General features: G+C 65.7%; 22 protein-coding genes. 14 read left to right on the forward strand and 8 right to left on the reverse strand.

From position 1 onward, the window contains the following. Window positions 1-112: 112 nt before the first annotated feature. From KHP16_RS21820 to KHP16_RS21830, 3 genes are all read right to left on the reverse strand, one after another. Complete coding sequence (locus KHP16_RS21820) at window positions 113-2,110, reverse strand: PhoX family protein (protein WP_109583846.1); 1,998 nt, start codon at window positions 2,108-2,110, stop codon at window positions 113-115. A gap of 383 nt (window positions 2,111-2,493) precedes the next feature. Further along, window positions 2,494-4,380: a PhoX family protein gene (locus tag KHP16_RS21825; protein ID WP_121492311.1), complete on the reverse strand. Its 1,887-nt coding sequence runs from the start codon at window positions 4,378-4,380 to the stop codon at window positions 2,494-2,496. 125 nt (window positions 4,381-4,505) lie between these two features. Next, window positions 4,506-4,955, reverse strand: a complete 450-nt coding sequence (locus tag KHP16_RS21830) for a MarR family winged helix-turn-helix transcriptional regulator (RefSeq protein ID WP_109583844.1) — start codon at window positions 4,953-4,955, stop codon at window positions 4,506-4,508. A gap of 141 nt (window positions 4,956-5,096) precedes the next feature. Here KHP16_RS21830 and KHP16_RS21835 point away from each other — a divergent pair, with 141 nt between their 5' ends. Continuing rightward, entirely contained in the window at window positions 5,097-5,885 is a 789-nt protein-coding gene (locus KHP16_RS21835) for an alpha/beta fold hydrolase (RefSeq protein ID WP_109583843.1), read from the forward strand. A 72-nt stretch (window positions 5,886-5,957) separates the two neighbouring features. On the opposite strand, the gene KHP16_RS21840 is transcribed toward KHP16_RS21835, so the two are convergent. After that, a complete protein-coding gene (locus KHP16_RS21840) occupies window positions 5,958-6,419 on the reverse strand; it encodes an Lrp/AsnC family transcriptional regulator (protein WP_109583842.1) in 462 nt (153 codons plus the stop codon). 632 nt (window positions 6,420-7,051) lie between these two features. On the opposite strand from KHP16_RS21840, the gene KHP16_RS21845 reads away from it, so the two are divergent. From KHP16_RS21845 to KHP16_RS21860, 4 genes are all read left to right on the forward strand, one after another. Further along, complete coding sequence (locus KHP16_RS21845; protein WP_109583841.1) at window positions 7,052-8,479, forward strand: L-lactate MFS transporter; 1,428 nt, start codon at window positions 7,052-7,054, stop codon at window positions 8,477-8,479. A 39-nt stretch (window positions 8,480-8,518) separates the two neighbouring features. Further along, window positions 8,519-8,641, forward strand: coding sequence for an MFS transporter small subunit (locus tag KHP16_RS21850; protein ID WP_109583840.1), 123 nt, complete (start codon window positions 8,519-8,521; stop codon window positions 8,639-8,641). Between the two features lie 126 nt (window positions 8,642-8,767). Next, window positions 8,768-9,559 (forward strand): SDR family NAD(P)-dependent oxidoreductase, encoded by a 792-nt coding sequence (locus tag KHP16_RS21855; RefSeq protein ID WP_115954220.1) that lies wholly within the window; start codon window positions 8,768-8,770, stop codon window positions 9,557-9,559. Window positions 9,560-9,569: 10 nt separating this feature from the next. Further along, entirely contained in the window at window positions 9,570-10,397 is an 828-nt protein-coding gene (locus tag KHP16_RS21860; RefSeq protein ID WP_244835943.1) for a cytochrome c, read from the forward strand. A gap of 6 nt (window positions 10,398-10,403) precedes the next feature. On the opposite strand, the gene KHP16_RS21865 is transcribed toward KHP16_RS21860, so the two are convergent. Further along, window positions 10,404-11,522 (reverse strand): succinylglutamate desuccinylase/aspartoacylase family protein, encoded by a 1,119-nt coding sequence (locus tag KHP16_RS21865; protein WP_211961114.1) that lies wholly within the window; start codon window positions 11,520-11,522, stop codon window positions 10,404-10,406. Window positions 11,523-11,603: 81 nt separating this feature from the next. On the opposite strand from KHP16_RS21865, the gene KHP16_RS21870 reads away from it, so the two are divergent. Beyond that, on the forward strand, window positions 11,604-12,029 hold the full coding sequence (locus KHP16_RS21870; RefSeq protein ID WP_211961177.1) for an Lrp/AsnC family transcriptional regulator: 426 nt from the start codon (window positions 11,604-11,606) through the stop codon (window positions 12,027-12,029). Window positions 12,030-12,046: 17 nt separating this feature from the next. On the opposite strand, the gene KHP16_RS21875 is transcribed toward KHP16_RS21870, so the two are convergent. Next, the gene (locus KHP16_RS21875) at window positions 12,047-12,988 is read right to left on the reverse strand and encodes a GntR family transcriptional regulator (protein ID WP_109584390.1); all 942 of its coding nucleotides are present in this window, start codon (window positions 12,986-12,988) and stop codon (window positions 12,047-12,049) included. Between the two features lie 106 nt (window positions 12,989-13,094). Between KHP16_RS21875 and KHP16_RS21880 the strand changes: the two genes are divergently transcribed. From KHP16_RS21880 to KHP16_RS21915, 8 genes are all read left to right on the forward strand, one after another. Beyond that, the gene (locus tag KHP16_RS21880; protein WP_211961115.1) at window positions 13,095-14,249 is read left to right on the forward strand and encodes a C45 family autoproteolytic acyltransferase/hydolase; all 1,155 of its coding nucleotides are present in this window, start codon (window positions 13,095-13,097) and stop codon (window positions 14,247-14,249) included. A 20-nt stretch (window positions 14,250-14,269) separates the two neighbouring features. Beyond that, window positions 14,270-15,865 carry an ABC transporter substrate-binding protein gene (locus KHP16_RS21885; protein WP_244835944.1) on the forward strand — a complete coding sequence of 532 codons (1,596 nt, stop codon included), beginning with the start codon at window positions 14,270-14,272 and terminating at the stop codon, window positions 15,863-15,865. A 15-nt stretch (window positions 15,866-15,880) separates the two neighbouring features. Beyond that, complete coding sequence (locus tag KHP16_RS21890) at window positions 15,881-16,837, forward strand: ABC transporter permease (protein ID WP_244835945.1); 957 nt, start codon at window positions 15,881-15,883, stop codon at window positions 16,835-16,837. After that, complete coding sequence (locus KHP16_RS21895; protein ID WP_115954215.1) at window positions 16,834-17,646, forward strand: ABC transporter permease; 813 nt, start codon at window positions 16,834-16,836, stop codon at window positions 17,644-17,646. Before KHP16_RS21890 ends, KHP16_RS21895 begins: the two co-directional genes overlap by 4 nt. After that, window positions 17,643-19,289 (forward strand): dipeptide ABC transporter ATP-binding protein, encoded by a 1,647-nt coding sequence (locus KHP16_RS21900; RefSeq protein ID WP_211961116.1) that lies wholly within the window; start codon window positions 17,643-17,645, stop codon window positions 19,287-19,289. Before KHP16_RS21895 ends, KHP16_RS21900 begins: the two co-directional genes overlap by 4 nt. Before the next feature lie 65 nt (window positions 19,290-19,354). Then, entirely contained in the window at window positions 19,355-20,254 is a 900-nt protein-coding gene (locus tag KHP16_RS21905; RefSeq protein WP_109583832.1) for a LysR family transcriptional regulator, read from the forward strand. Window positions 20,255-20,400: 146 nt separating this feature from the next. Continuing rightward, complete coding sequence (locus KHP16_RS21910; RefSeq protein ID WP_109583831.1) at window positions 20,401-21,012, forward strand: glutathione S-transferase family protein; 612 nt, start codon at window positions 20,401-20,403, stop codon at window positions 21,010-21,012. Window positions 21,013-21,057: 45 nt separating this feature from the next. Beyond that, window positions 21,058-23,100: a 2Fe-2S iron-sulfur cluster-binding protein gene (locus tag KHP16_RS21915; RefSeq protein WP_244835946.1), complete on the forward strand. Its 2,043-nt coding sequence runs from the start codon at window positions 21,058-21,060 to the stop codon at window positions 23,098-23,100. Between the two features lie 20 nt (window positions 23,101-23,120). Here the strand turns inward: KHP16_RS21915 and KHP16_RS21920 are convergent, their stop codons facing one another. Further along, window positions 23,121-23,867: a helix-turn-helix domain-containing protein gene (locus tag KHP16_RS21920; RefSeq protein WP_121492304.1), complete on the reverse strand. Its 747-nt coding sequence runs from the start codon at window positions 23,865-23,867 to the stop codon at window positions 23,121-23,123. A 48-nt stretch (window positions 23,868-23,915) separates the two neighbouring features. Further along, the gene (locus KHP16_RS21925; RefSeq protein ID WP_244835947.1) at window positions 23,916-24,866 is read right to left on the reverse strand and encodes a PDR/VanB family oxidoreductase; all 951 of its coding nucleotides are present in this window, start codon (window positions 24,864-24,866) and stop codon (window positions 23,916-23,918) included. Window positions 24,867-24,892 lie beyond the last annotated feature (26 nt).

Raw genomic sequence — 24,892 nt, forward strand, 5'->3', positions numbered from 1 at the left:
ATTCGGCGTATTTCGAGCCAGACAGCAGACTACCATGCATTTCTCCACGCCCCATACGTCAAAAAAAACCGCGGCTCGAAGGCCGCGGTTTTCAGCGCCTGGCGGGAGCGACTCAGACCTTGCTGGTCTTCACGCTCGTCGCATCGGCCGTCAGGTAACCCACGGCGGCACCGAAACGATCCTTGTAGTTCGCGCGGATCAGCGGATCCAGCGTGGATTGCACCTTGGCATGCAGGCTGCTCCAGTCCCCGGCGTGCTGGAAGTTGCTCATGATGTAGGTCCAGCCGTTGATTTCGTCCACGGCGTGCAGGCCCGTCGCTTCCGCGCCCGAAGGCATGGACACCAGGCGCGTCAGCTTCTTCGTGTCGACGTTGTACGCCCACAGGAAGTTGTTGACGTGCTGGCCCGAGTCTTCGCCGATGAACAGCGTGCGCAGCTTCTCGGAGAACTTGAGGTTGTCCGGGTTGCCGATCGTTTCCGGGTCCGCCGTGTTGCCCAGCGCATCGGCGGCGATGTCCTTGCCGACGATCAGCGCGCTGGTCTGCACCGGCACCCACTCGCTGTTGATGGCGGCGCCGCTGGTGTCCTTCTGGCCGCCGGCGAGCTTGTGCTGCATCACGCCACCGGCGTTCAGCGCGGCCGGCACGCCGATGTTGCTCTGCGCGTTCCAGCCCTTGGCATTGTTGATCACCATCGAATCGACGATGTTCTGCAGCGCCGAGTAGGCAACCTTGTCCTTGATGTTGACGGTCGTACCTTCCATCTTGGTGAAGCCCATGCTGCCGCCCATCAGGTAGGCGTAGCGGTGAGTTTCGAGGAATGCCGCCACGCGCTCCTTGCCCGGAACGATCTTGACCCACTGCGCCACGCCACCCGAGAAGATCTTCGTGTAGCTCGTGTCCGACGGGTCGGCCCACTTGACGTCCATGATGTCGGTCGGGCGGTGCGACTTGGCCATCGCCTCCACTTCCGCGCTCGTGGCGTGGCCCAGCTTGACCCACGTCAGCGGCGCCGGTGCGGCGGCCGGATCGATCGAGAAGCCCGCGCCAACCTTGGCCACATACAGCGTACCGGCGGAGAGGTCCTTCTCCTTGTCGGCCACGAACATGAACAGGCCGCTGTTGGTCGCGTCGTCACCCATCAGCACCGTGCGGTTGTCCGGCATGACTTGCACGAGCTCGTGCGAAATGCGGCCCAGGCAGTAGTGCTTCTTGATGGAGCCCGTGCCATCCGCGTTCACCGTGACTTCCGGCAGGTGGCCGTAGAGGTACGGGTTCAGCGGAATCGAAGCGTTGCCATACAGGTTCTTGGCGAACGCGGCGTACTGCGTGAGGTTGCTCGTCGAGGTCGTGAATGCGTCCGGCTCGTACTCTTCGCTCGACAGGTGCGTGTTCCACGGCGACAGGCTCGCGCCGCAGGTAATCCACAGGCCGTTGGCGCTCGACGTATCCACGTTGTGGTACTTCACGAGGGTCAGCTTGCCGGTGGCCGGGTTCTGGTCGAGCGTGAGCACGGCGATCGGCGACGGCAGGCAGCCGTACGTGCTGGCACCGGCCTGGTCACGCGTCGTGTATTCGAACTGCACCACCGCGAACACGGTGTTGCCCGTCACGCCCGCAACCTTCGCCCCGTCGATCTTGAGCAGCGACGTACCGTCCGGCGAGTCCGAGTAGAACTGGCGCTCCTTGCCGGCCACCGAAGCGTCGATGATCGGCTGGTTGTTGATGTCGACGTAACCGCCCGCCAGAATCTGGCCGCCGGCGCCGTTCGGCACCATGTCGCCCGTCACGAAGAACGGCTGGTAGGCCAGCTTGTAGGTCTGGCTCGACCCGTCGCTGAAGTTCACCTTCAGGCTCGACCCCACGGTCGTGGTCGCCATGGCGGCCGGATTCGACAGCGTCGGCGCCGGCATGGCCGTGAATTCGGCGGTCGTGAAGGTCGCGGCGGGCGTCGTGGCCGGAGGCGTGCCGGCCGGCGTGGACGCTACGTCGTCGCCATCACCACCGCAACCCGCGAGCAACGAAGTGGAAACGAAACCAAGCGGCAGCATCGGCGCGCCGGCGAGGAGCTTGAGTGCCTTGCGGCGGGAAGCGTCTGGCTTATCGAACATGCTTGTCTTTCTCGTATGTTGTGAAGTGAGGACGACCGAAACATCCATCAGGCCGACGCGGATGCTAAGAAGCTTTTGTGACAGGAAGTTGAACCCGAGTGGATTTCAAGACATCCGACATTCCGGCGTCCGGCTCCTCCGCCTCGCGCCACACACGAAAACCGCAAAAAAAAAAAACCGCGACGCATGGTCGCGGTGACGAATATGCCGAGGCGGACGACACCCACATGTCGCCCGCCAGCCCTTGCCTGGGGCCGTCGGCGGGATGGCAGAGGTGTTTGCCACACCGAAATATTACGGCGTATTAATGACGGTCCCGTGACATCGTGTCGTGACAACGCATCACGTAAAAATAGCGTATATGGCAACCGTCCGCAGGGCGATCAGGCACCGATGGGCTTCCCCTGCTTGTGGCGGATGACCACCGTCGAGGAGCGCGACGGCAGCACCGGATCGGGCCAGTTGCCATTGGGCTGACCCGTTCCCGTCGGATGCTGGATGTTGATGAAGAACGTGGTCAGGTCGGGCGTGTAGGCGATGCCGGTGATCTCGCAGCCGACCGGACCGACGAGGAAACGCTTGACCTCGCGCGTCACCTGATCAACGTAGTGCATCGAGTTGGCGCCGAAGATGCTGGTGACGCTGGAGCCCGTGCCAGCATCGGTCTGCACCCACAGGCGGCCCTTCGGATCCACGCGTATGCCATCGGGACTCGAGAACGTCGCGCCCTTCATGTTGCCCTTGAGGTTCGCGGCCGCGATCGACGGATCGCCCGCCAGCAGCAGCAATTCCCACTTGAAGGTCGTGGCCAGCGGCGAATCGCCCTGCTCGTGCCAGCGCACGATATGGCCATGCGAGTTGTTCACGCGCGGGTTGGCGGCATCCACCACCTGACGGCCGCCATTGTTGGTCAGCGTGCAGTAGATCGTGCGATCGACCCCCACCGTGATCCATTCCGGGCGATCCATCAGCGTGCCGCCGGCCACGCGCGCGGCGGCCTTCGTGTTGATGAGCACGTCGGCCTGCGTGTTGAAGTCGATGCTGACCGGAGTCTGCGGGCCCTGCGTCGTGTTGCCCGGATCGGTCGCGCCCGCGACGAGGCCGTTGATGCCCTGCGTGAGTTCGATCCAGTCGCCCGAACCATCGGCGTTGAAGCGCGCCACGTAGAGCTTGCCGTTGTCGAGCAGGCTGGCGTTGTTCAGACGATTGGTCGCATCGAACGCCACGCTCGGAATGAACTTGTAGATGCAGCCCGGCGTGCCGTCGTCGCCCATGTAGAACGCGACGCGATTCGAGGCATCGGTCATGAACGCGGTGTTTTCATGGTCGAAGCGGCCCATCGCGGTGCGCTTGACGGGCAAGCCCGGAAGCTCCTGCTGCGGATCGATCTCGACCACCCAGCCGTAGCCGTTGTCGGGCTGCGTCGGATCGAGGTAGTTGTCCGTGGTTTCCTCGCACGTCAGGTACGTGCCCCACGGCGTATGGCCGCTCGAGCAGTTGTTCAGCGTGCCGACCACCGTCGCGCCGACCACGCTCGCCGCCGGACCGGAGACGCGATAGATCGTGTTGCCCGTGTAGCGCTTGTTGTAGAGCGAGTTGCGCTTGACCTGCCATTTGCCGGCGACCAGTTCGATCTCGATGACGGACACGCCCACCGACGACAGCGCGATGCGCTTCTGCTCCGGCGTCGCGGTCGCGGCATTGTACGTGCCGCCCGGAAACAGGATCAGGTTGTCCATCGCCTCGTGGTTCATCACGAGCAGGCCGCCCTTCTGCGGGTCGACGCCCGGCAGCGTGAAGTAGTGCATGCCGTCGTGATTACCGCCGGCCTGCTGTTCGGTTTCCATCGAACTCTGGAAAGCGCCCTTGTAACCGGCGGCACCCGCCGTGACCGGGTCGCCCGCGGAGAAGAGCACTTCCATGGAATACGTGTCCGGCACGAGCACGGTGTTCGGCGTGAGCTTGGACTCGAGCGGCTTGAAGTTGATGCTGTAGTCGAGCGGCTGCGCGGGCGTCGGACCCGGGGCCGGCGCCGGCGTGGGAGCGGGCGCCGGTGCCGGCGCCGGGGCGGGATCGTCGTCGCCACCACAGGCGGCAAGCAGTCCGCCGCTGCCGAATGCGGACAGCAGCGAAAGTCCGAGGCTGCCACGCAGCACCTTGCGGCGCTCGGGGTTCGCGGCAACGATCTCTTCGAGGCTCTGGCCCGGAACCGTGACGACGCCTTCCGCTTCGCGGCGCGGGGCGCGAAGCTTGTCCGTGATGTACGACATGGATGTCTTCTCCTTGTGGGGTCGATGCAATACCGGCCCCGATACTAGGGACATCACATGTCGGTTTCGTTACAACATGACTGCTAAATGAGTCATATGAAACAGGGCGAAGACTGACGTTGACACTAACGCTGGCCTTGCAGATGGCCTCGCAAGACTTCCATTCCATCGAGCAGCTGGCCCACCTGCTCCTCGGTGAGATCGCAGGCGCGCTCGAACGCCGCATCGACCTTGCGCGCTTTCTCGCGCATGGCCTGCCCCGCTGGCGTGAGGCGCAGCGACAGGCTGCGTTCGTCGCCGGGCGTGCGCTGGCGCGTGACGAGGCCCGCGGACTCGAGCCGCTTGAGCAGCGGCGTCATCGAGCCTGAATCCTGGCCGAGCCGCGCGGCAAGATCCTTCACGGCGATGCCGTCCTGTTCCCAGAGCACCACCATCGCGAGGTATTGCGGGTACGTCAGGCCGGTTTCCTCGAGCAGCGGCTTGTAGGTCTGGGTCATCGCCAGCGAGGTCGAGTAAATCAGGAAGCAGAGGCGCTGGTCGACTGGGCGCAGCTTCGGGGGGGACTTGGTTGTCATGGGCGGAATGCGGCAATGTTGACGAAGCATAGTGCACGCAAATATTTTGTGCAATAACTATTGACGCGCTAATTGTTAGTGCACTAATCTTCGTCCGTCGCACGCTTGTCGCACCCCTCTTCAAACCCGGAAAGGATCATCATGGACCGCATCGCCAGCTTCTATCGCACCACCACCATCGCCCTCGTCGGCGCCGTAGCCGCCACCGCGTTCTCGCTGGCCGCCCGCCCGGCGGAAGCCGCGGAGCCGGCCAACGGCAAGACCATCGTGCTGGTGCACGGCGCGTTCGCCGACGGCTCCAGCTGGAACAAGGTCATCCCGACGCTGCAGCAACGCGGCTACAAGGTCGTGGCCGTGCAGAACCCGCTGACTTCGCTGGCCGACGACGTGGCCGCGACCAACCGCGTGATCGATGCCCAGAAGGGTGACGTCGTGCTGGTGGGCCACTCGTGGGGCGGCGTGGTGATTACCGAGGCCGGCAACAACCCGAAGGTGAAATCGCTCGTGTACGTGGCCGCCTTCGCGCCGGAAGCCGGGCAATCGGTCGCCGACGCCGGCAAGTCGTACGCACCGGCCCCGGGCCTGAAGAACCTCGTGGCCGACAGCGGCGGCTTCCTGACGCTGACGGACGCCGACTTCAAGACATACTTCGCACCGGACGTGTCGTCCGCCGAGGTCAAGCTGATGGCCGCGACGCAGGGCCCGGTGCAGTCGAAGGTGTTTGCCGAGAAGATTGGCGACAGCGCGGCCTGGAAGACCAAACCGTCGTGGTTCGTGCTGGCGCAGAAGGACCAGATGATCCTGCCGCAACAGCAGGCCGACGATGCGAAGAAGATCCAGGCGACCGTGGTCAGGGTGAACGCCAGCCACGTCCCGATGGTCTCGCAGCCGAAGGCCGTTGCGGACGCCATTCTCGCGGCCGCGAAGTAAAAACGAGGTAAAATCCCGCGCGCTTCCGGTGCCGATTGGAGCAAAGCTCCACGGCACCGGAGCGGAACGCCGTCAGAGGAGCGGCAACCCGCTATGGCGCTTGACCTCGCGCAGACTCAGTACCGACTCCACCGCCGTGACACCGGGCAACGTCCGGATGACATCGCGCACGAACACGCCGTAGTCGTCGAGGTCGCGCGCGACCACGGTGAGCATGTAGTCGGCGGTGCCGGTTACGTTGTGGCAGGCAACGATGCGCGGAATGCCCTGCACCTCGCGTTCGAAGCGCTCCGACAACTCCCGGTCGTGCGCCCCGAACCGGACCTGCGTGAAGGCCATCAGCCCAAGGTCCAGCGCCTTGCGCGAGAGCGTGGCGCGATACCCCTCGATGAAGCCATCGGCCTCCAGGCGCCGCAACCGGCGCGCGCACGGCGTTTCACTCAGACCGACCGAGTCGGCCAGACTCGCGTTGGTGATGCGGCCGTCCGCCTGCACGGCCAGCAGGATCTCTCGATCGATGCGGTCAAGGTCCATCCTGACAATACCCCTCGTATGTTTTGCCGAAAGGGTAGCGCATCGGTCGCTCGCCGCCATGCCATAAATCGACGGTCCCCACTTCTTTCCAATACGTTCGGCGCCAGTCTGTTGCAGAAAGCAGACGACTTGCACCGATTTAATTGGTGTATATCCGCGCTGAACCGGCGACATTCAGTTGAAACTGGAATATGTCATTCTTTTCCTATTGAAGTCGCCAATGCCTAGCGCTAAGGTTCGACCAAAATATTTTTCAGGTGGATATATGCAAAACAAAGCATATATCCACCGACCCGTTACGGGAAGACAATGAAAACAAGCAAGACAGGTCAGGGCGCCCCCGCCATGACCGCAGACACCGACACCCTCTCTCGCCCGGCCTGCCTGTCCACGGCCCACGCGCGTCGCCCCTCCCTGCCCAGTTTTTCGCGTCGCAATCGTCCGTAGCAATCGGCGTTCTTGTAGCAAACGCCGCAACGGCAGGCGCGCACGCGCGTTCGCCGGCGCGGCATCGTTGGGCAGTACGGCCACGGCGTGACGGGGTCAATCCGGCGAGGGTATCTCAGACTACCCGGCCGGACACGCCAGGTCCTGGCCGTACTGTCCCGGATCCTTGTCTGGAGATTTACATCATGAGCAGTGTCATGAATGATGGCGGCAGCGTGGCTTACGGCCAGGCACCGTTTTTTTCAAAAGAGGCGACTTACGCCAAACCGGGTTTCTCCCGGTGGATGGTGCCGCCCGCCGCCCTCGCCGTGCACCTGTGCATTGGTCAGGCCTATGCGTTTTCGGTGTTCAATGGCCCGCTGTCGAAGGCCATCGGCATTACCGAGGCAGCGCCCGATGACTGGAAGCTGACCACGCTGGGCTGGATTTTCTCCCTCGCGATTTTCTTCCTCGGCATTTCCGCTGCGTTCGCCGGCAAGTGGCTTGAGCGCGTCGGTCCGCGCATGACCATGTTCACGGCGGCATGCTGCTTCGGCAGCGGCTTCCTGATCTCCTCGCTGGGCGTGTACCTGCACCAGATCTGGCTGCTGTACCTCGGCTACGGCGTGCTCGGCGGCATCGGGCTCGGCCTGGGCTACGTGTCGCCCGTGTCGACGCTGATCCGCTGGTTCCCGGACCGCCGCGGCATGGCGACGGGCATGGCCATCATGGGCTTCGGCGGCGGCGCGATGATCGCCGCGCCGCTGTCCGTGGCGCTGATGAACTACTTCAAGAGCGCGACCTCGGTCGGCGTGGCGCAGACCTTCCTGGTGCTGGGCGTGGCGTACTTCATCTCCATGACCATCGGCTCGCTGGCCATCCGCGTCCCGCCGCCCGGCTGGAAGCCGGCAGGCTGGACCCCGCCCCAGACCGTCAACAAGATGGTCTCGAAGAACCACGTGCATATCGACCAGGCCCTCAAGACGCCCCAGTTCTATCTGCTGTGGCTCGTGCTGTTCCTGAACGTGACGGCCGGCATCGGCATTCTGGGCCAGGCTTCGCTGATGATTCAGGAAAGCTTCAAGACCACCGTGAACGCGGCTTCCGCCGCCGGCTTCGTGGGTCTGCTGTCGCTGTTCAACATGGGCGGCCGCTTCATCTGGGCGTCGTCGTCGGACTTTCTGGGCCGCAAGAACACCTATTTCGTGTTCTTCGTGCTGGGCGCGATCCTGTACTGGCTGGTGCCTGAACTGGGCGCCTCGGGCAACATCGTGCTGTTCGTGCTGGCCTACTGCGTGATCATGTCGATGTACGGCGGCGGCTTCGCGACCATTCCGGCCTACCTCGCGGACATGTTCGGCACCGCTTACGTCGGTGGCATCCACGGCCGTCTGCTGACCGCCTGGGCCGCCGCCGGTATCGCCGGTCCCGTGATCGTGAACTACGTGCGCGAGTACCAGGTCTCGCAAGGCGTGGCTGCCGCGCAGGCGTACACGATGACCGTGCACATCATGGCGGGCGTGCTGGTGGTGGGCTTCATCTGCAACCTGCTGGTGTCGCGCGTCAACGAGAAGCATCACATGAGCGATGCGGAAGTGGCGCGCATGGGCGGCGCCGCCGGTCCCGCGCACTGATCCGCGCACCTCACCTTCGCATTCACGGAGAACATCGACATGGAAAACAAATCCGTCGAAACCAACAAAGGCCTGCTGGCGGCGTTCTGGCTGTATGTCACGATCCCGCTGTGCTGGGGCGTGTACAACACGATCCTGCAGGCGACCAAGCTGTTCCAGTAACACGCTGGTACCGCTCCTCACCGAAACAGCCGGCCTCGCGCCGGCTGTTTTGTTTTTCCACGGCGACGTTGCTTCCCGCACTGTGCGATCATCCCTTGCTCGAATGACCCACTTTCAGGAGTGCGCATGAAAATCGATCTCTCCGGCAAGACCGCCCTGGTGACGGGTTCCACTGCGGGCATCGGCCTCGCCACGGCGAAGGGGCTCGCGGCCTCTGGCGCGCGCGTCATCGTCAATGGCCGCAACGCGGCCGGCGTGGAGAAAGCGCATCAGGCGATTGCTTCGGCGGTGCCGGGCGCGCAGGTGGTCGGCTTTGCAGGCGATCTGTCGGATCCCGCGCAATGCGAGAAGATCGTCGCCGCGCATCCGGACGTCGATATCCTCGTCAACAACCTCGGCATCTTCGAGCTGAAGGACTTCTTCGAGATTCCGGACACCGAGTGGGAACGCTTCTTTCAGGTGAACGTGATGAGCGGCGTGCGGCTGTCGCGGGCCTATGCCAAAGGGATGGCCGAGCGCCAGTGGGGACGTATCGTGTTTATCGCGTCGGAGTCGGGGCTGAATATTCCCGTGGACATGATCCATTACGGCTTCACCAAGACCGCGCAGATCGCCATTGCGCGCGGGCTCGCCAAACGGCTGGCCGGTACGGGGGTCACCGTCAACTCGGTACTGCCGGGGCCCACGCTGACCGAAGGGGTCGCGGAAATGCTCAAGGACGATATCGCGCGCACGGGCAAGAGCCTGGAGGACGCTGGTCGCGATTTCGTGATGGCGCATCGCAGCACGTCCATCATTCAGCGCGCGGCGAATGTTGACGAGGTGGCGAACATGGTCGTGTACGCATGCTCGCCGCAGGCGTCGGCGACCACGGGGGCGTCCCTGCGGGTCGATGGCGGCGTGGTGGATTTGCTTTGAGCGGGCGGCCTTGATCTTGAATCGTATGATGAAGGTGCCCTTGCGATGGGCGATGACGGTGGCGGCGGGCGCGCTGGTTCTGGCTGGCGCGGCCAGCGCCGCCGAACTGCGGATCGATGCGGTCACGCTGACCACGGAGCAGCTGCTTGCGCGTCGCGACGTGAAGACGATTTCCGTGCCGGGCGATGTGTCCTACCGCCGCACGATGACCTATCGCGCGGTGCCGTTGCGGGCGTTGCCCGGGCTTGACCGGCTCGGAAACGATCAGGACTTGCAGATTGCGGCGACGGACGGGTACGTGACCAACCTGCCTCATGGGCTGGTCACGCGCAAGGGCGGCGCGGAGCCCTGGCTGGCGATTGAACCCCCGGGCAAGCCGTGGCCGCGGGCGGTGGATGGCAAGGCGACGGGGCCGTTCTATCTGGTATGGCTGCGGCCGGAAGCGTCGGGCGTGAGGAGCGAACAGTGGCCGTTCCAGATCGGCACGATCCGCACGGTGTCTTCGCGCGCGGGCAAGTGGCCGCAGATCGAGGTGGGGAGCGAGGTCCCTTCGGACTCCGTGATTCGCGTCGGGCAAAGCGTGGTGGCGACGCAATGCATGGTGTGCCACAAGCTCAATGGGGCGGGCGATGCGTCGCTGGGACCGGACCTCAACGTGCCGCGGAGCCCGACGGAGTATTTTCAGCCGGGCGTACTACGCGAGTTCATCCGCAATCCCCGCGCCATTCGCGCCTGGCCCGCGATGCAGATGCCCAGCTTTCCGCCATCGAACCTGAGCGACGCGGATCTGGATGCCGCGATTGCGTACCTGGGGTATATGGCGCAGCGACGCAAGTAGCCGCCATCAGGGACTCAGCAGTTTGCCCGTCCGGTACGCACGCGCACCCGATACCCGTCCGATCTGGTCGCCCGGTCTGACGAAACGGACCTCGCGGCCCATGTAGAAGACGCCTTCGGTGTGGCTCTCCATGGTGGTGCGCGTCCCGTCCACGGGATCCACGATGTCGAACAGCGCCTGCCCCGGCCGCACCGTCGCGCCGACCGGCGTGCGGTAGACGAGGATGCCCGCCACCGGGGCCACGAGTTGCTCGCTGCCCGCCAGTGGCGTCGCCGGTTGCAGCAGCGGCGGTAGGGGCGGAGCCTCGCCGTCGATGATCCCCACATACGTCAGGTACGCGATCAATGCCTCGGCATCCTGCCGCGCCAAAGCGTCCGTCACGTCCCGCTGCCCCCGGTGCTCCACCGTGACCGCCACGCTCCCGTGCGGAATCGGATGCCGTTCGCCGAAGGTCTGCTGGATCTGGTACCAGGTGTAGCTATGCGCCTCGTCGAAGGAGTCTGCGCCCGAGTCGAGCGCCAGCAGGCTGGCCGTCGCGCCCAGGTAGCGCGCGAGGGGTTCCACCTCTCGCCAGATCGCATCCCCCGTGTAGATATGCATCCCCGCCTCGCGCGAGCAGTGAAGGTCCAGCACGTAGTCGGCATCATGCGCCAGCAGCATCAGCGTCTGCTGCAGCGACGCGAACGCGGATGCAGGCTTCCGGGCCAGTAACGCGTCCTTCCAGGCCGCCCGCACGATCCGCAGGTTCTCTTGCCCGTTCTGCGTCAACCGGTCCGCAATCGCCGCGCTCACCTCCGTGGCCACCATCGGAAAGTCGCGATTGAAGTTCTTGCCGCTCGTGACCTCGAACCGCCCGATGAAATTCCCCAACACCCCCTGCGCCAGCCCGATCGGGTTCGCCGCCGACACCAGCACGACCTCGCCCCGCACGCGCCCCGCCTGCTCCAGCCCCAGCAACCGCTCTTTCAGCACCGTCGCCGTCAACATGGCGGGGATCTCGTCCGCATGCAGGCCTGCCTGCACATAGACCTTTCGACCGGCGCCCGGCTCGCCGAAGTGGTGACTGACGAGTTCGAAAGACACGCCGGCCGACGGCGACAACAGGGGATGGGTCTGGCGCTTCATGGCAAAATTGGTTATTGTGTTTACAAAATACTATCACCATCGTATCACCACGCTTGCATGCCGACAACCGCCTTTCCTCTCATGGACGACTTCGACCACCAGTTGCTCGCCCTGCTGCGGGCCAACGCGCGGGCCAGTGCCGCCCTGCTCGCCCATCGGCTGGGCGTCGCGCGCACGACCATCGCCAATCGCATCGCGCGGCTGGAAAAAGCCGGCGTGATCGTGGGCTACACCGTACAGGTACGGCCGGAGGCCCAGCGCGAGACGATCGCCGCGTGGATGAGTATTGCCGTGGAGGGAAACCAGGCGCGCGAGGTCATTGTGCGCCTGTTGGGAGAGCCCGGTGTCGCGGCGTTGCACGACACCAATGGGCGATGGGACCTGCTGGCCGAGGTCCGCGCGTCATCGCTCGACGGACTCGCGTCAGTCCTGGAACGCGTGCGGCTGATCCGCGGCATCAGCGCCACGGAGACGAGCATCCATCTGACGCGCTACAAGGCGTCCTGAAGCAGGATGCCGTTCACTCACGGCTCCCGCAAAGGAGCCCCCTGCACCGCCCCGGCGGGCGTCGGCGCCTTGAGCTTGCTGGCCACTTCCAGATGCTTGCGCATCAGTTCGGCCGCCCCCTCGCGGTTGCCCGATTCCAGCGCGGCCAGAATGCCCAGATGTTCGTGGCAACTGATCTCGACCCGCCCGCTGCCATGCTTCCAGTCGTAGTTCGATAGCCGCCGGATGCGGTTCAGCCGACGGATGGCATCGACATAGAAACGGTTGCCCGACGCCATGGCGAGCCCTTCATGGAACGCCGCATTGGTCTCGAAAAACGCGATCGGGGACGCCTCCGTCCACGGCTGCGTCAGGAACGCCGAATGCTGGATGCGCATGCGCGCGGCCCAGTCGGGCGGCAGGCGGAACGACGGTTCGAGCATCGCGGCCGGTTCGATCACCAGGCGGAAGCGATAGCTCTCCAACCGGGCTTCGCTATACCAGACCGCGTCCTGGAACTTCCACCGGTAGCCAAGCCGCCGCTCGACGATACCGAGATCCGCCAGGCGCACGAGCGCCTGCTTGATGGTTACGCGCGTCTCGTTATAGCGCTCCATCAGATCGCGTTCCGAGACTTCGTCCGGTAACGCCTTGCGCTGCCTGTCATGCGCGATGCGCGCGAGCAGCTCGTCCTCGTCCGCCGGCGAAGTGACCTCGGCCTCCGCCACCGGCGGCGGCGCCAGCAGCGCCACGCCCTTGTTGCGGCGCCGCTCGACGAACCCCCGTGCCTCGAGCTGATCCAGCGCGGCCCGGATCGGCGTGCGAGACACCCCTAGCGACTCGGCGAGCTTCTGCTCGTTCAGGCGATCGCCCGCCTCCAGCGATTCGTCCCGGATCCATTGCGCGATGCGGTCCTGCAGCGCGAGACGCGTCCGGCCCGATCCCTCTCCCGGCGCCTCGTTCGGAACGTTGTTAGGCATGCTCATTGATTTTTTTGTGTCATCAAAATACACTTTGGATCATACAACAACGATTAGACACAACCCCAGCGGTACTCCTGACCTCTCCCGCCGTACGCTACCGACCATGACCGACACCCGACAAGCCGCACCCGCGCCCGAATGCCCGCTGATCGAAGTCAGCGGCCCGCCCCGCGAGCGCGGCCGCCAGTATGGCGAGCAAGCCGCCACGCGTATCAAGCGTGGCATTGAACATTACTCCCGACAACTCGAGAACAACAAGCTCGGCTGGCCGGAGTTGCAGAAGATCGTCGCTACATTCGAACCGACGATCGCCGCGTTCGACGCCAGTTACATCGAAGAAATGCACGGCATTGCGGAGGGCGCCGGTGTGGAATACGCCGCGGTGGTCATGCTCAACGCCCGGACGGAAGTGCTCAAGCTGGCCGACCGCATGCGCAACAAGCAGCCCGTGCCGATCGACCCGGACGGCTGCACGGGCGTGATCGCCCTGCCCGAAGCCACCGCCCATGGCCGCGTGATCCATGCGCAAAACTGGGACTGGAAGGCCGAATGCGCCGAATCGTCGGTCGTGCTGAAGGTCCATCGCGACGATGGCCCCGACTACCTGACGTTCACCGAAGCGGGAGCGCTCGCCCGCTCGGGCATGAACGCGGCCGGTATCGCGATCACCGCCAACTACCTCGAATGCGAACGCGACTATCGCACACTCGCCGTACCCCTGGCACTGATCCGCCGCAAGGTGCTGGAGCAGAAGCGGCTGGCGCTGGCGATGCAGGCCGTGTACGTGACGGCCAAGTCCGCCGCCAACAACATCATGGTGTCGCACGCCGGCGGCGTGGCCATCAACTTCGAGTGCGCGCCGGACGAGACCTTCCAGGTGCAGCCGGAACGCGGCGTGGTCGTGCATGCGAACCACTGGCTGAGCCCCGTCGCGCTGACCAAGCTGCGCGACCTCGGCGTCCAGAAGATGCCCGATTCGCTCTATCGTGACGAACGCGTGCGCCAGCTTGTGACGCCGCACATCGGCAAGATCACCGCCGACACGATCAAGAACGCGCTGTTCGACGACTTCGAGACGCCGTGGTCGGTCTGCCGGCCGCCGCGCCCCAATACCAGCAACAACCTGTCGGCCACCGTCGCGATGATCGTGATGGAGCCGGAACTGGGATCCATGGAGGTATCGATGCTGCCCGCGCTGTACCCGAGCTTCACGACATTCCATCTCGAGATGGACATCCAGAAAGCCACCGGCCGATGACGGCCGCCGGAGGAGACAGCATGGCCAGGGCGATGAGGACATCGGTCGGCACGACGGGGACGCGGATGGCGTTGGTGGCGCTGGTCGCCGGCCTGCTCGCCCCCGGCGCGCACGCACAGCCCACGCGGGACACGCTGCGCGTACGGCTCAACGCCGATATCCGATCGACCGACCCGGGCATCAACCGCGACGTCAATACCGATGCCGTGGTCGCGCATCTCGTCGAGGGACTCGTGGCCTTCCGCGAAGACACATCCGTGGGACCGCTGCTCGCGCAGAAGGTCGAGACGTCCGCGGACGGCCTCACGTACACGTTCACGCTGCGTCCGGGCCTGAAATTCCAGAACGGCGCGCCCATCACCTCGGACGACGTCGTCTTCGCATGGCAACGCTATATGACTCCCGCGAACAACTGGCGCTGCCTGTCGGAGTTCGACGGCCGCGGCTACGCGAAGGTGGTCAAGGTGGAAGCGAAAGACCCGCTGACGGTGGTCTATACGCTCGACAAACCCTCCGCCCTGTTCCTGAAGACGATGGCGCGGCCGGATTGTGGCGGCACGGGTATCTACCATCGAAGCGCCATCGGCCATGACGGCAAGTGGCGCGAGCTCGTCGGCTCGGGCCCCTACAGGCTGACTGACTGGAAGCGCGGCCAGTACCTGGAGCTGCAACGCAATCCCTACTATCAGCCGCTGCCCGGCAAGCGCGATGGCAACACGGGCAACAAGACGCCGGAGATCGCGAAGGTGCGCTTCATGGTCATTCCCGACCCCTCGTCGGCCAAGGCCGCGCTGCTGTCGGGCAATATCGACGTGATTCCCGACGTCGAGGACAACGACCTGCCCGAGTACCGCGCGCGCAAGGACCTCCTGCTCGACAGCACGCCGACGATGAGCCAGGCGGGCCTGCTGTTCCAGACGCGCGACCCGGTACTCAAGGATGCGCGCATCCGCCGCGCGATCGCGCTGACGATCGATGTGCCAGAGCTCGTCGATGCGGTGACGGGCGGCAACTCGACGGCGAGCCGCTCGGTGATCCCGCGCCCCAGCCCGTTCTACGGCAAAGCTCAGGCCGTGATGCCCGGCCGCGACATCGCCGCCGCGCGCAAGTTGCTCAATGAAGCCGGCTACCGTGGGCAGACCATCAAGATCCTGACGACAAAGCGCTACAACGCGCTGTTCGATATCGCCGTGCTCACGCAGGCGATGGCGGCGGAGGCCGGCCTGCGCATCGACGTCGAGGTACTCGACTGGGCTACCCTCCTCGACCGCTACACGCGCGGCGACTATCAGGCGATGGCGTTCAGCTATTCGGCGCGTCTCGACCCATCGCTGTCGTACGAGATGATTACCGGCCCCAAGGACAAGCAGCCACGCAAGGTCTGGGAAACTCCGGATGCGATCCGCCTGCTCAACGAGAGCATGAACGAGAGCGATCCCACGCGGCGACAGGCCACGTTCGACGCGCTCGAGGCCCGCATGCGCGAGGACGTGCCTGCCATCTTCGTGTACTCGGAGACGCGGACCAGCGCGGTCCGCAACGACGTGCGCAATTTCCATGGCTGGCCGCTCGGGCAGCCACGCGCGTGGGGCGTCACGTTCGCCAACGCCAAATAAGCGGAGCCGACTCCCGTGTCATCCTCCTTCATCCTCTATCTGCTGCGGCGCGCGCTGTGGACACTGCCAACGCTGCTGCTGGTGGCGCTGATCGTGTTCGTGCTCATGCGCCTGATCCCCGGCGATCCCGCGCAGTTGATCCTCGGCGACAGCGGCACCGCCGAACAACTGGCCGACCTGCGTTCGCAACTCGGCCTCGACCGGCCAATTGCCGTGCAGTTCGGCGTCTGGCTCTCCGATATGGTTCGTGGCGACCTCGGCCATTCCATCACCACGAACGAAGCGGTGCTGCCGCTGCTGATCGAGCGGTTCCAGGTCAGCGCGACCATCGTGCTCGTGGCCGTGGCCGCCGCGGCGGCGATCGCGGTGCCCGCCGGCCTCTTCGCCGCCTGGAAGCAGAATTCGCTGACCGATACCGTCATCGTGGCGGGCGCGACATTCTTTCTGTCTATCCCGAGTTTCTGGCTGGGCCTGCTGTTGCTGCTGCTGGTCGGCCTGAAGCTGGGCTGGGTGCCCGTGGTCGGGTACGTGGCGTTCAGCGAGGACTGGCGCGCGGCGCTGAGCTATCTGGCGCTCCCCATCGTCACGCTGACACTGATCGAGATGGGCGTGCTGACGCGCATGGCGCGCGCCAGCGCGATCGAGACGCTGCGCCTGGAATACGTCACGCATGCCCGCGCCAAGGGTCTTTCCGAGCGCCGTGTGCTGCTGCGCCACGTGCTACCCAACGCGTTCGCGCCCACATGGACGATGATCGGCCTCGTGCTCGGCAACCTGCTCGGCGGCATCGCGGTGCTGGAGACCGTATTCACGCTGCCTGGCCTTGGCCGGCTGCTCGTCGATGCGATCTTCGCGCGCGACTATCCCGTGGTGCAGGGCTGCCTGTTGTTCACCGCGGTGATCTACGTCGTGGTCAACCTCGTAGTGGACCTCTTCTATCCCCTCTTCGACCCGCGCGTGGCCAGCTCATGAAACTTCGTCTCAATGCGGCCATCGGCGGCACGCTTGTCGGCACCGTGATCTCGATGGCATTGCTGTCGACGGTGTGGACCCCGTTCGATCCGCTCAAGCTCAATCTGCGCATGCGGCTCAAGCCGCCCACCGGCCTGCACTGGCTCGGCACCGACGAGTTCGGGCGCGACATCCTTTCGCGGCTCATCGCCGGCGCGGGCGCGAGCCTGCTCGTCGCCGCGCTGACCGTGACGCTCGCGCTGCTGCTCGGCACGCTGTTCGGCCTCGTGGCCGGCTACTTTCGCGGCCGCATCGATCGCGTCATGATGGTCGTCAACGATGCGCTGCTCGCGTTCCCCGGCATCCTCCTCGCGCTCGGCATCATGGTGATCACAGGCGCCAACAAGTACGGCATCGTGCTGGCGCTCGGGCTCGCCTATACGCCCACCGTCGTCCGCCTCGTGCGCGGTACCGTGCTGTCGCTGCGCGAGAAGGAGTTCGTCGAGGCATCGCGCGTCATCGGCAACAGCGAGCTCACGACGATGCTGCGCCATATCCTGCCGAATTGCGCCGCGCCGCTGATGGTGCTGGGCACGTCGATGTTCGGCTGGGTGGTCCTGGCTGAGAGCGCGCTGAGTTTCCTCGGCCTCGGCGTGCCGCCCCCCGCGCCGACGTGGGGCAACATGCTCTCTTCCGGCCGTCCCTATATCGAATCCGCCGCGTGGCTCGGCATCGCGCCGGGCCTCTGCATCGCGCTGACGCTGCTGGGCATTAATCTGCTGGGCGACGCATTGCGCGACTGGCTCGACCCTCGCATGGAGCAGGCATGACCCATCCCGTGTCCCCCGTGGCGCCGCTGCTGTCGGTGCGTGACCTGACGCTGCACAGCACGCGCGGCAATGCGATCCTCAAAGGCATCTCGTTCGAGATGGCGCCCGGCGAAGTGCTGGCGCTGGTCGGCGAGTCCGGCAGCGGGAAGACCATGGCCGGCCGCGCAATCATGCGGCTGCTGCCCCTGCAGGTAAAGCAGACTGGCGGCACCATCGTGCTCGACGGCAAGGACGTCGGCGCGCTCTCTGACCGCGCCATGCGCGATCTGCGCGGACAGGTCGCCGGCATGGTGTTCCAGGAACCGATGGTCTCGCTGAATCCCGCCATGACCGTGGGTGCGCAACTGTGCGAAGGGCTGCTGCTGCACGAAAAGCTGTCGCCGAAGGCCGCGCGCGAGCGTGCGATCGAGATGCTGCGCCGCGTGCAAATCGCCGACCCAGAGGGCTGCATGGCGTCCTTCCCCCATGCGTTCTCCGGCGGCATGCGCCAGCGCATCATGCTGGCCTCGGTGATGCTGCTGAAGCCGCGCCTGCTGATCGCCGACGAACCGACCACCGCGCTCGACGCGCTGAGCCAGCGCGAGGTCATGGAGATCATGGCCGACCTGACGCGCAACAGCGGCACGGCCGTGCTGCTGGTCACGCACGACCTGCAACTCGTCGCGCACTATGCCGACTCCGTGCTCGTGCTGCGCCGCGGCGCTCAGGTGGAGTACGGCAGCGCGCGCACGGTGCTGTGCGAGCCGAAAACCGAATACACGCGCAGCCTCATCCAGGCGCTGCCGCAACGCGCGGTCGGCCGCCCGCCGGTTGCGGATGTGCCGCCCGTGATCGAGGCCAGGGACGTCTCGGTCGCCTACCCCGGCGCGCATCGCATGTTTTCGCGCGGCACGGACAAGCTGGCCGTCGATCGCGTATCGCTGGCCATCCGCCCCGGCGAAGTCGTGGCCGTGGTGGGCGGTTCGGGTTCAGGCAAGACGACGCTGGGCCGCGCGATGATCGGCCTGCTGCCGCTCACGGGCGGCACGCTGCGGTTCCGCGGTGAGCCCGTAGGCAGCGGCGGCAAGGCGCAACAGCGCGATTTTCGGCTCGCTTGCCAGATGGTGTTCCAGGATCCCTACTCCTCGCTCGATCCCCGCCAGCGCATCGGCGAGATCGTCTCCGAGCCGCTCGATCATGCCGAGCCGATGACCGCAGGCGAGCGCCGGCTGCGCGTCGATCGCATGCTGGCGGAGGTCGGGCTCGATGGACTGGCCGAGCGCTTCCCGCACGCATTGTCCGGCGGGCAGCGGCAGCGGGTGGCCATTGCCCGGGCGCTGATTCGCAGTCCGGCGCTGGTGGTGGCGGACGAGCCCGTGTCCGCGCTCGACATGACCATCCAGAAGCAGGTGCTCACGCTGTTCCGCGAGCTGCAGCGTACGCACGGCTTTGCCTGCTTCTTCGTGTCGCACAACCTCGCGGCCGTGTCCGAGGTGGCCGATCGTATCGTGGTCATGCATCAGGGTCGCATCGTCGAGGAAGGCAGCGTCGATGACATTCTTGATCGGCCGCAGCATGCGTACACGCGCGCGTTGCTGGAAGCGGCCTACGTCGCCCCAGGCCAGCGCACCCCGCTGACGATGAGGATGGAAGCCGCGGCCTAGCGTCCCTCACCGTCCCCGCCCGCAGTCGATATACTCCGTGCCATCAACCATCTCGGGGAGCACGCGTGGATCGACTGCAGGCCATGAGGACGTTCGTCTCGGTCGTGGAATCGGGTGGGTTCACAGCCGCGGCGCGCAAGCTCGATGTCTCGCTCTCCGTGGTCAGCCGCGTCGTGACCGAACTCGAGGCCCACCTCGGCGTGCGGCTGCTCACGCGAACCACCCGGCTCGTGCGGCCGACCGATACGGGCATGGCCTACTTCGAGAACTGCCGGCGCATCCTGGGCGAGATCGAAGAGGCCGAGTTATCGGCGGCGGGCACCCACGGCACACCGCGTGGCCATCTGGTCGTTACCGCGCCCACGCTCTTCGGCGCGCGGCACGTCATGCCGATCGTCGTCGAATATCTCCAGCGTTACCCCGAGGTCGATGTCAGCACGCTGCTATTGGATCGCAATGTGAACTTCGTCGATGAGGGCGTCGACGTGGCGGTCCGCATCGGGGAGCTGACGAGCTCTTCTCTGCAGGCCGTGCAGGTCGGCCGCGTTCGCCGCGTCGTCTGCGCGGCGCCCTCCTATCTCGAACGTCACGGCACCCCGCGCACGCCGGACGACCTCGCGCACCACAGCCTGATCCACACCACGGCCGTCGCGCTCACACCCGAATGGCGCTTTATGGCCGAGGGAGAGCCCTATCCATGGCGCTTCCAGCCGCGCCTGTCCACGACGACGAACGACTCGGCCATCCGGGCGGCGGTTGCCGGCCTGGGCATCGCGCGCGTCCTGTCTTATCAAGTGGCGGCCGAATTATGGTCAGGCGCGCTGCGGGTCGTGCTGGCGGAGTTCGAGCCACCGCAGCAGCCGATCCATGTCATCCATCGGGAAGGCCGGCATGCCATGCAGAAGGTCCGGGCGTTCCTCGACCTTGCCATCGAGCGGCTCCGGGCCGACAAATCGCTCAATTAAATCGAAGACGAGCCATCGATTCTTCTCGTTTCAAGAAGAATACCTTCTGCGAAAGCCTGTTTTTCGCGCGCTTGCGTGGCCCTATGATGGTTTCCAGCACGACATTACGTGCAAAACCCACAACACAGCCATCTGAGGACACGCAAATGAAGCTCTACTACCACCCGCTCTCCGGCCACTCCCACCGCGCCCGCCTGTTCCTGTCGCTGATCGGCGCCTCGTTCGAACTGGTGCATGTCGACTTGGGCACAGGCGCTCACAAGAAGCCGGAATTCCTGAAGATCAACCCGTTCGGCCAGGTGCCCGTGCTGGTGGACGGCGACACGGTGGTGGCCGATTCGAACGCGATCCTCGTCTACCTGAGCAAGAAGTTCGGCAAGACCGACTGGCTGCCCGAAACGCCGGCCGAGGCCGCCGCGGTGCAGCGCTGGCTATCGGTTGCCGCCGGCGATATCGCCTTCGGCCCCGCCGCCGCCCGCCTGATCACCGTCTTTGCCGCGCCGCTCGACAGCAAGGCCGTCATCGCCCGCGCCCATGTCGTGCTCAAGCGCATGGACGACGCGCTGGCCGGCCGAGAGTGGATCGCCGCCAGCCAGCCGACCGTTGCCGACGTCGCGCTGTATAGCTACACCGCACGCGCGCCGGAAGGCTTCGTCGATCTGCAGGACTACGCCAACGTGCGCGCCTGGCTGGAACGCGTCGAAGCCCTGCCTGGCTTCGTTGAATTCCAGAAGACGCCGGTCGGCCTCGCTGCCTGATCGCCCGCTCTCGATATCGAACTGACGATGCAGGAGGTACAGATCATGTCCACGACTCGTGCGCCCTGGCATGCCGGTGAACTCGCGCTGCAAACGCGCGTCGGCGTCGCCGCCAGAATGGATGAAGTCGGCCGCCGCGTGGTGCGCGACTACATGCCGGACCAGCATCGTGAATTCTTCGCGCAGTTGCCCTTTGTCGTGCTCGGTTCCGTGGCGCCGGACGGCCGCGTCTGGGCGACGCTGCGCGCGGGGCAACCCGGTTTCCTGAACTCGCCCGATCCGCGCGTGCTGGACATCGGCCTCGTTCGCGATGCCGCCGATCCCGCCGACGCGGGCTTGGAGGATGGCGATGCCGTCGGCCTGCTCGGCATCGACCTCGCCACGCGCCGGCGTAACCGCATGAATGGCACGTTGCGCCACGACGCGCCGGGGGCGGCCCATATCGACGTCGGGCACAGCTTCGGCAACTGCCCGCGGTATATCCATGAACGCACGCTGGCGCCCCTGGATGCGTTGGCGGGTGCAACCATCGAGGGTCCCGTGCCGCAATGGCTCGATGGGCTGGATGACCGCGGACGGGCCCTGGTCGCATCGTCCAGCGCGTTCTTCGTCGCCTCCTATGCCGATGTGCCGGGGGAGCCGAGACAGGTCGACGTGTCGCACCGCGGCGGCAAGGCGGGATTCGTGCGGCTGGATGCCGACGGCGGCATGACCATTCCCGACTTCGCGGGCAACCTGTTCTTCAACACGCTGGGCAACTTCATGGTCAACCCGATGGCCGGCGTGACGTTCGCCGATTTCTCGACGGGCGAACTGCTGCAAATGCATGGGCGCGCAGAGGTCATCGTGGACTCGCCGGAAATCGCCGCGTTCCAGGGCGCCGAACGCCTGTGGCGCTTTTTCCCCGAGCAGATCGTGCGGCGCGAGCAAGCGCTGCCGCTGCGCTGGATCACGAAGGCCGATGGCGATGCGCCGAGCTCGCTGCTCACGGGCAACTGGGACGAGGCAGCGGACCGCATGCGCGCGGCCAGCGTCGCGGATCAATGGCGGCCGTTCCGCGTGACGCGGATCGTCGATGAGAGCAGCGTGGTGCGGTCGTTCCATCTGGCACCGGCCGACGAGGTGGGGATCATCGCGCATCAGGCTGGCCAGCATCTGCCGATTCGCGTGACGCTGCCGGGAGAGGATGCGCCCGTCATGCGCACCTATACACTCTCGGTGGCCCCATCCGATGCGGCCTACCGTATCAGCGTCAAGCGCGATGGCGAGGTCTCGCGTTACCTGCACGATCACGTGAAGGCCGGCGACATCATCGAAGCGCGCGCCCCCGCGGGCGCCTTCACCATCGATCCGCTGGCGCGCCGCCCCGCCGTCCTGCTGGCGGCCGGCATTGGCGTCACGCCGATGCTGGCCATGCTGCGCCACATCCTCTACGAAGGCACGCGCAAGCAGCGCATGCGGCCAACGTGGTTCTTCCATTCGGCGCGATCGCTGGCAGAGCGCGCGTTCAGCGCGGAGCTCGATGCGCTCGCCTTGCGGGGCAATGGTGCCGTGGAGATCGTCCGCCTGCTCAGCGACCCGTCGGGCGCGACCATCGGCAAGGATTACGACGAGTCCGGACGCATCACGATCGACGTGCTGCGGGGGCATCTGCCATTCGACGACTACGACTTCTATCTATGCGGCCCGGCGCCGTTCATGCAGTCGCTGTACGACGGCCTGCGCGCGCTGAACGTGCCCAACGACCGCATCCACGCGGAGGCGTTCGGCACGTCCTCGATCGTCCGCGACAATGCGCCTGTGTTGGCGCCGGTCGCGGCGAGCCCGGTACCGGTCGTGTTCACGGATTCCGCCAAGGAAGCGCGCTGGATGCCGGGCGGCGGGTCGCTGCTGGAACTGGCCGAAGACCGGGGGCTTTCGCCGGCGTTCAGTTGCCGGAGCGGCAGTTGCGGCAGCTGCCGCACGCGCGTGGCCCAGGGGGAGGTTACCTACGCGCAGGCGCCGGAGTTTCCAGTGCCCGAAGGGGAAGCGCTGATCTGCTGCGCGGTGCCGGCGGCGGGCAGCCAGCCGGTTCACCTCGTGCTCTGAGTCAACGTCGCACCATGCCGCTAAGCGAGGGTTTCCTTGTCCGTGGTCGGCGCGTACATGACCATCAGCGCCTTGGCCGAGCCTGACAGGCTCCGGCCGCGGTGAGGAATGCGGGAATCGAAGTGGATCGTATCGCCGGGCTCGAGCACGTACTTGTCCATGCCGATCTGCCACTCGAGCTTCCCTTCGAGCACGTGAAGCAGCTCCTCGCCGTCGTGCTCGAAGAACACGTACTTGTCGATCTCCTCGGGAAAGCTGAACAGGAATGCCTGCAGGGCCTGGCCATGCGCGGCATTCGTGACGGACAGATAGTTGTAGCCAAACGCCGTGCCGCCGAGCACCGTCGGCCGGTGGTCGTCGCGCTTGACGAGGCTCACGCCGCGCCACGCGGGGACCGCAGTGCCCGGTCCGGCGGTTTCCGCAAGCAGCGCGCCGGGCTCGACGCCGAGCACCGCGGCAATGCGGGCCAGCGTCGCGATCGGGGGCACTTTCTTGCCGTTTTCGATCCGCGACAAGTATGCCTTGCCGAAGCCCGAGCGCTCGGCCACTTCCGCCAGCGTCATGCGCGCATCGAGCCGATGGCGGCGCAGCCGTTGACCGAGCGCGCCATGCGCGGAGCCGCTGGCGTCCTCCGGGGCGGACGGCTCGTTGGCGGCGGTGGAAATGACGGCGGCGGAAGCGGCTGCCGCCGGCGCGGACGACGGCGCCGACGATGGCGCGGCCTGCGGCGACTTCTTCCTGTTCCCGGAGATGCGGCTCGGTTTCATGCGTGCGATGCGAGTTGCCTGATCTGCGCGCAAGTTTACCGCATTGCCTCAGAGGTCCAGCGTCACCCCGACGCGCGCGCGCGACACGCACAGCGCAAGGGTCTCCTGGCGGCGTGACGCGTCGAGAAACGCATCCCGGTGGATGACCACACCGTCGGTATAGCCGCACACGCACGATCCGCACACGCCCATCTCGCACGACGATGCCAGCGGAAAGCCCCGCTCGCGCAGCACCGTCAGCGCCGACGCGTCGGCGGGCACGCGGATCGTTTCCCCTGTGGAAGCGATGCGGATATCGAACGGCTCGGCCTTGAAGTTCTCGTCGAGCGTCGGCGCGAAGACCTCGAAGTGGACCTGTTCGGCGGGCCACTCCTTTGTCGCTTCGCGTACCGATTCGACGAGACTTGCCGGCCCGCAGCAGTACAGATGCGTCCCCGGCAAGGGCGTGGAGAGCATTGCCGCGTCGAAACGCTGGCCTTCGGCGTCCCGGCTGAACCATGTCCGCAATTGACCGGCCGTGCACAACGACGCGAGTTCCGCGCGGAGCGGTGCCTCGGCAGCCGTGCGCGCGCAGTAGTGCAGCGTGAAGTCGGCCCGCGCCGCCGACAGATGCCGCACCATCGAGACGAACGGCGTGATGCCGATGCCGCCCGCGATCAGCACATGCCGCTCGGCGTCACGCGCGAGACCGAAGTTGTTGCGCGGCACCGTGACCGGAATCTCCATGCCCGGCACCAGATGCTCGTGCAGCCAGCGCGAGCCGCCGCGTCCATCGGCCTCGCGCTTGATCGCGATGCGATAGCGGCCGGGCTCCGCGGGATCGTTGCACAGCGAGTACTGGCGGATCTTGCCGCCGGGAATATGCACGTCCACGTGCGCGCCCGGCTCGGCCTCCGGCAGGGTGGGGCGGCGCGGGTGGCGAAACGTGACGACGCGGACGTCGGGCGTGTCGTCGATCACGCGATCGACGATGAGCTTCATGATGATGCGTGCGGACATGAGGCGGGATGCGGTAGAAATGCGGT

Source organism: Cupriavidus plantarum, assembly GCF_905397285.1.
Lineage (GTDB): Bacteria > Pseudomonadota > Gammaproteobacteria > Burkholderiales > Burkholderiaceae > Cupriavidus > Cupriavidus plantarum.

Excerpts from the sequence above, each read along its gene's own strand:
- KHP16_RS21925 (WP_244835947.1), bottom strand. The coding sequence starts at position 24,866 with ATGTCCGCACGCATCATCATGAAGCTCATCGTCGATCGCGTGATCGAC.
- KHP16_RS21900 (WP_211961116.1), top strand. The coding sequence starts at position 17,643 with ATGACCCATCCCGTGTCCCCCGTGGCGCCGCTGCTGTCGGTGCGTGAC.
- KHP16_RS21825 (WP_121492311.1), bottom strand. The coding sequence starts at position 4,380 with ATGTCGTACATCACGGACAAGCTTCGCGCCCCGCGCCGCGAAGCGGAA.
- KHP16_RS21820 (WP_109583846.1), bottom strand. The coding sequence starts at position 2,110 with ATGTTCGATAAGCCAGACGCTTCCCGCCGCAAGGCACTCAAGCTCCTC.
- KHP16_RS21855 (WP_115954220.1), top strand. The coding sequence starts at position 8,768 with ATGAAAATCGATCTCTCCGGCAAGACCGCCCTGGTGACGGGTTCCACT.
- KHP16_RS21895 (WP_115954215.1), top strand. The coding sequence starts at position 16,834 with ATGAAACTTCGTCTCAATGCGGCCATCGGCGGCACGCTTGTCGGCACC.
- KHP16_RS21910 (WP_109583831.1), top strand. The coding sequence starts at position 20,401 with ATGAAGCTCTACTACCACCCGCTCTCCGGCCACTCCCACCGCGCCCGC.
- KHP16_RS21830 (WP_109583844.1), bottom strand. The coding sequence starts at position 4,955 with ATGACAACCAAGTCCCCCCCGAAGCTGCGCCCAGTCGACCAGCGCCTC.
- KHP16_RS21850 (WP_109583840.1), top strand. The coding sequence starts at position 8,519 with ATGGAAAACAAATCCGTCGAAACCAACAAAGGCCTGCTGGCGGCGTTC.
- KHP16_RS21845 (WP_109583841.1), top strand. The coding sequence starts at position 7,052 with ATGAGCAGTGTCATGAATGATGGCGGCAGCGTGGCTTACGGCCAGGCA.
- KHP16_RS21880 (WP_211961115.1), top strand. The coding sequence starts at position 13,095 with ATGACCGACACCCGACAAGCCGCACCCGCGCCCGAATGCCCGCTGATC.
- KHP16_RS21840 (WP_109583842.1), bottom strand. The coding sequence starts at position 6,419 with ATGGACCTTGACCGCATCGATCGAGAGATCCTGCTGGCCGTGCAGGCG.
- KHP16_RS21865 (WP_211961114.1), bottom strand. The coding sequence starts at position 11,522 with ATGAAGCGCCAGACCCATCCCCTGTTGTCGCCGTCGGCCGGCGTGTCT.
- KHP16_RS21920 (WP_121492304.1), bottom strand. The coding sequence starts at position 23,867 with ATGAAACCGAGCCGCATCTCCGGGAACAGGAAGAAGTCGCCGCAGGCC.
- KHP16_RS21875 (WP_109584390.1), bottom strand. The coding sequence starts at position 12,988 with ATGCCTAACAACGTTCCGAACGAGGCGCCGGGAGAGGGATCGGGCCGG.
- KHP16_RS21870 (WP_211961177.1), top strand. The coding sequence starts at position 11,604 with ATGGACGACTTCGACCACCAGTTGCTCGCCCTGCTGCGGGCCAACGCG.
- KHP16_RS21915 (WP_244835946.1), top strand. The coding sequence starts at position 21,058 with ATGTCCACGACTCGTGCGCCCTGGCATGCCGGTGAACTCGCGCTGCAA.
- KHP16_RS21885 (WP_244835944.1), top strand. The coding sequence starts at position 14,270 with ATGGCCAGGGCGATGAGGACATCGGTCGGCACGACGGGGACGCGGATG.
- KHP16_RS21835 (WP_109583843.1), top strand. The coding sequence starts at position 5,097 with ATGGACCGCATCGCCAGCTTCTATCGCACCACCACCATCGCCCTCGTC.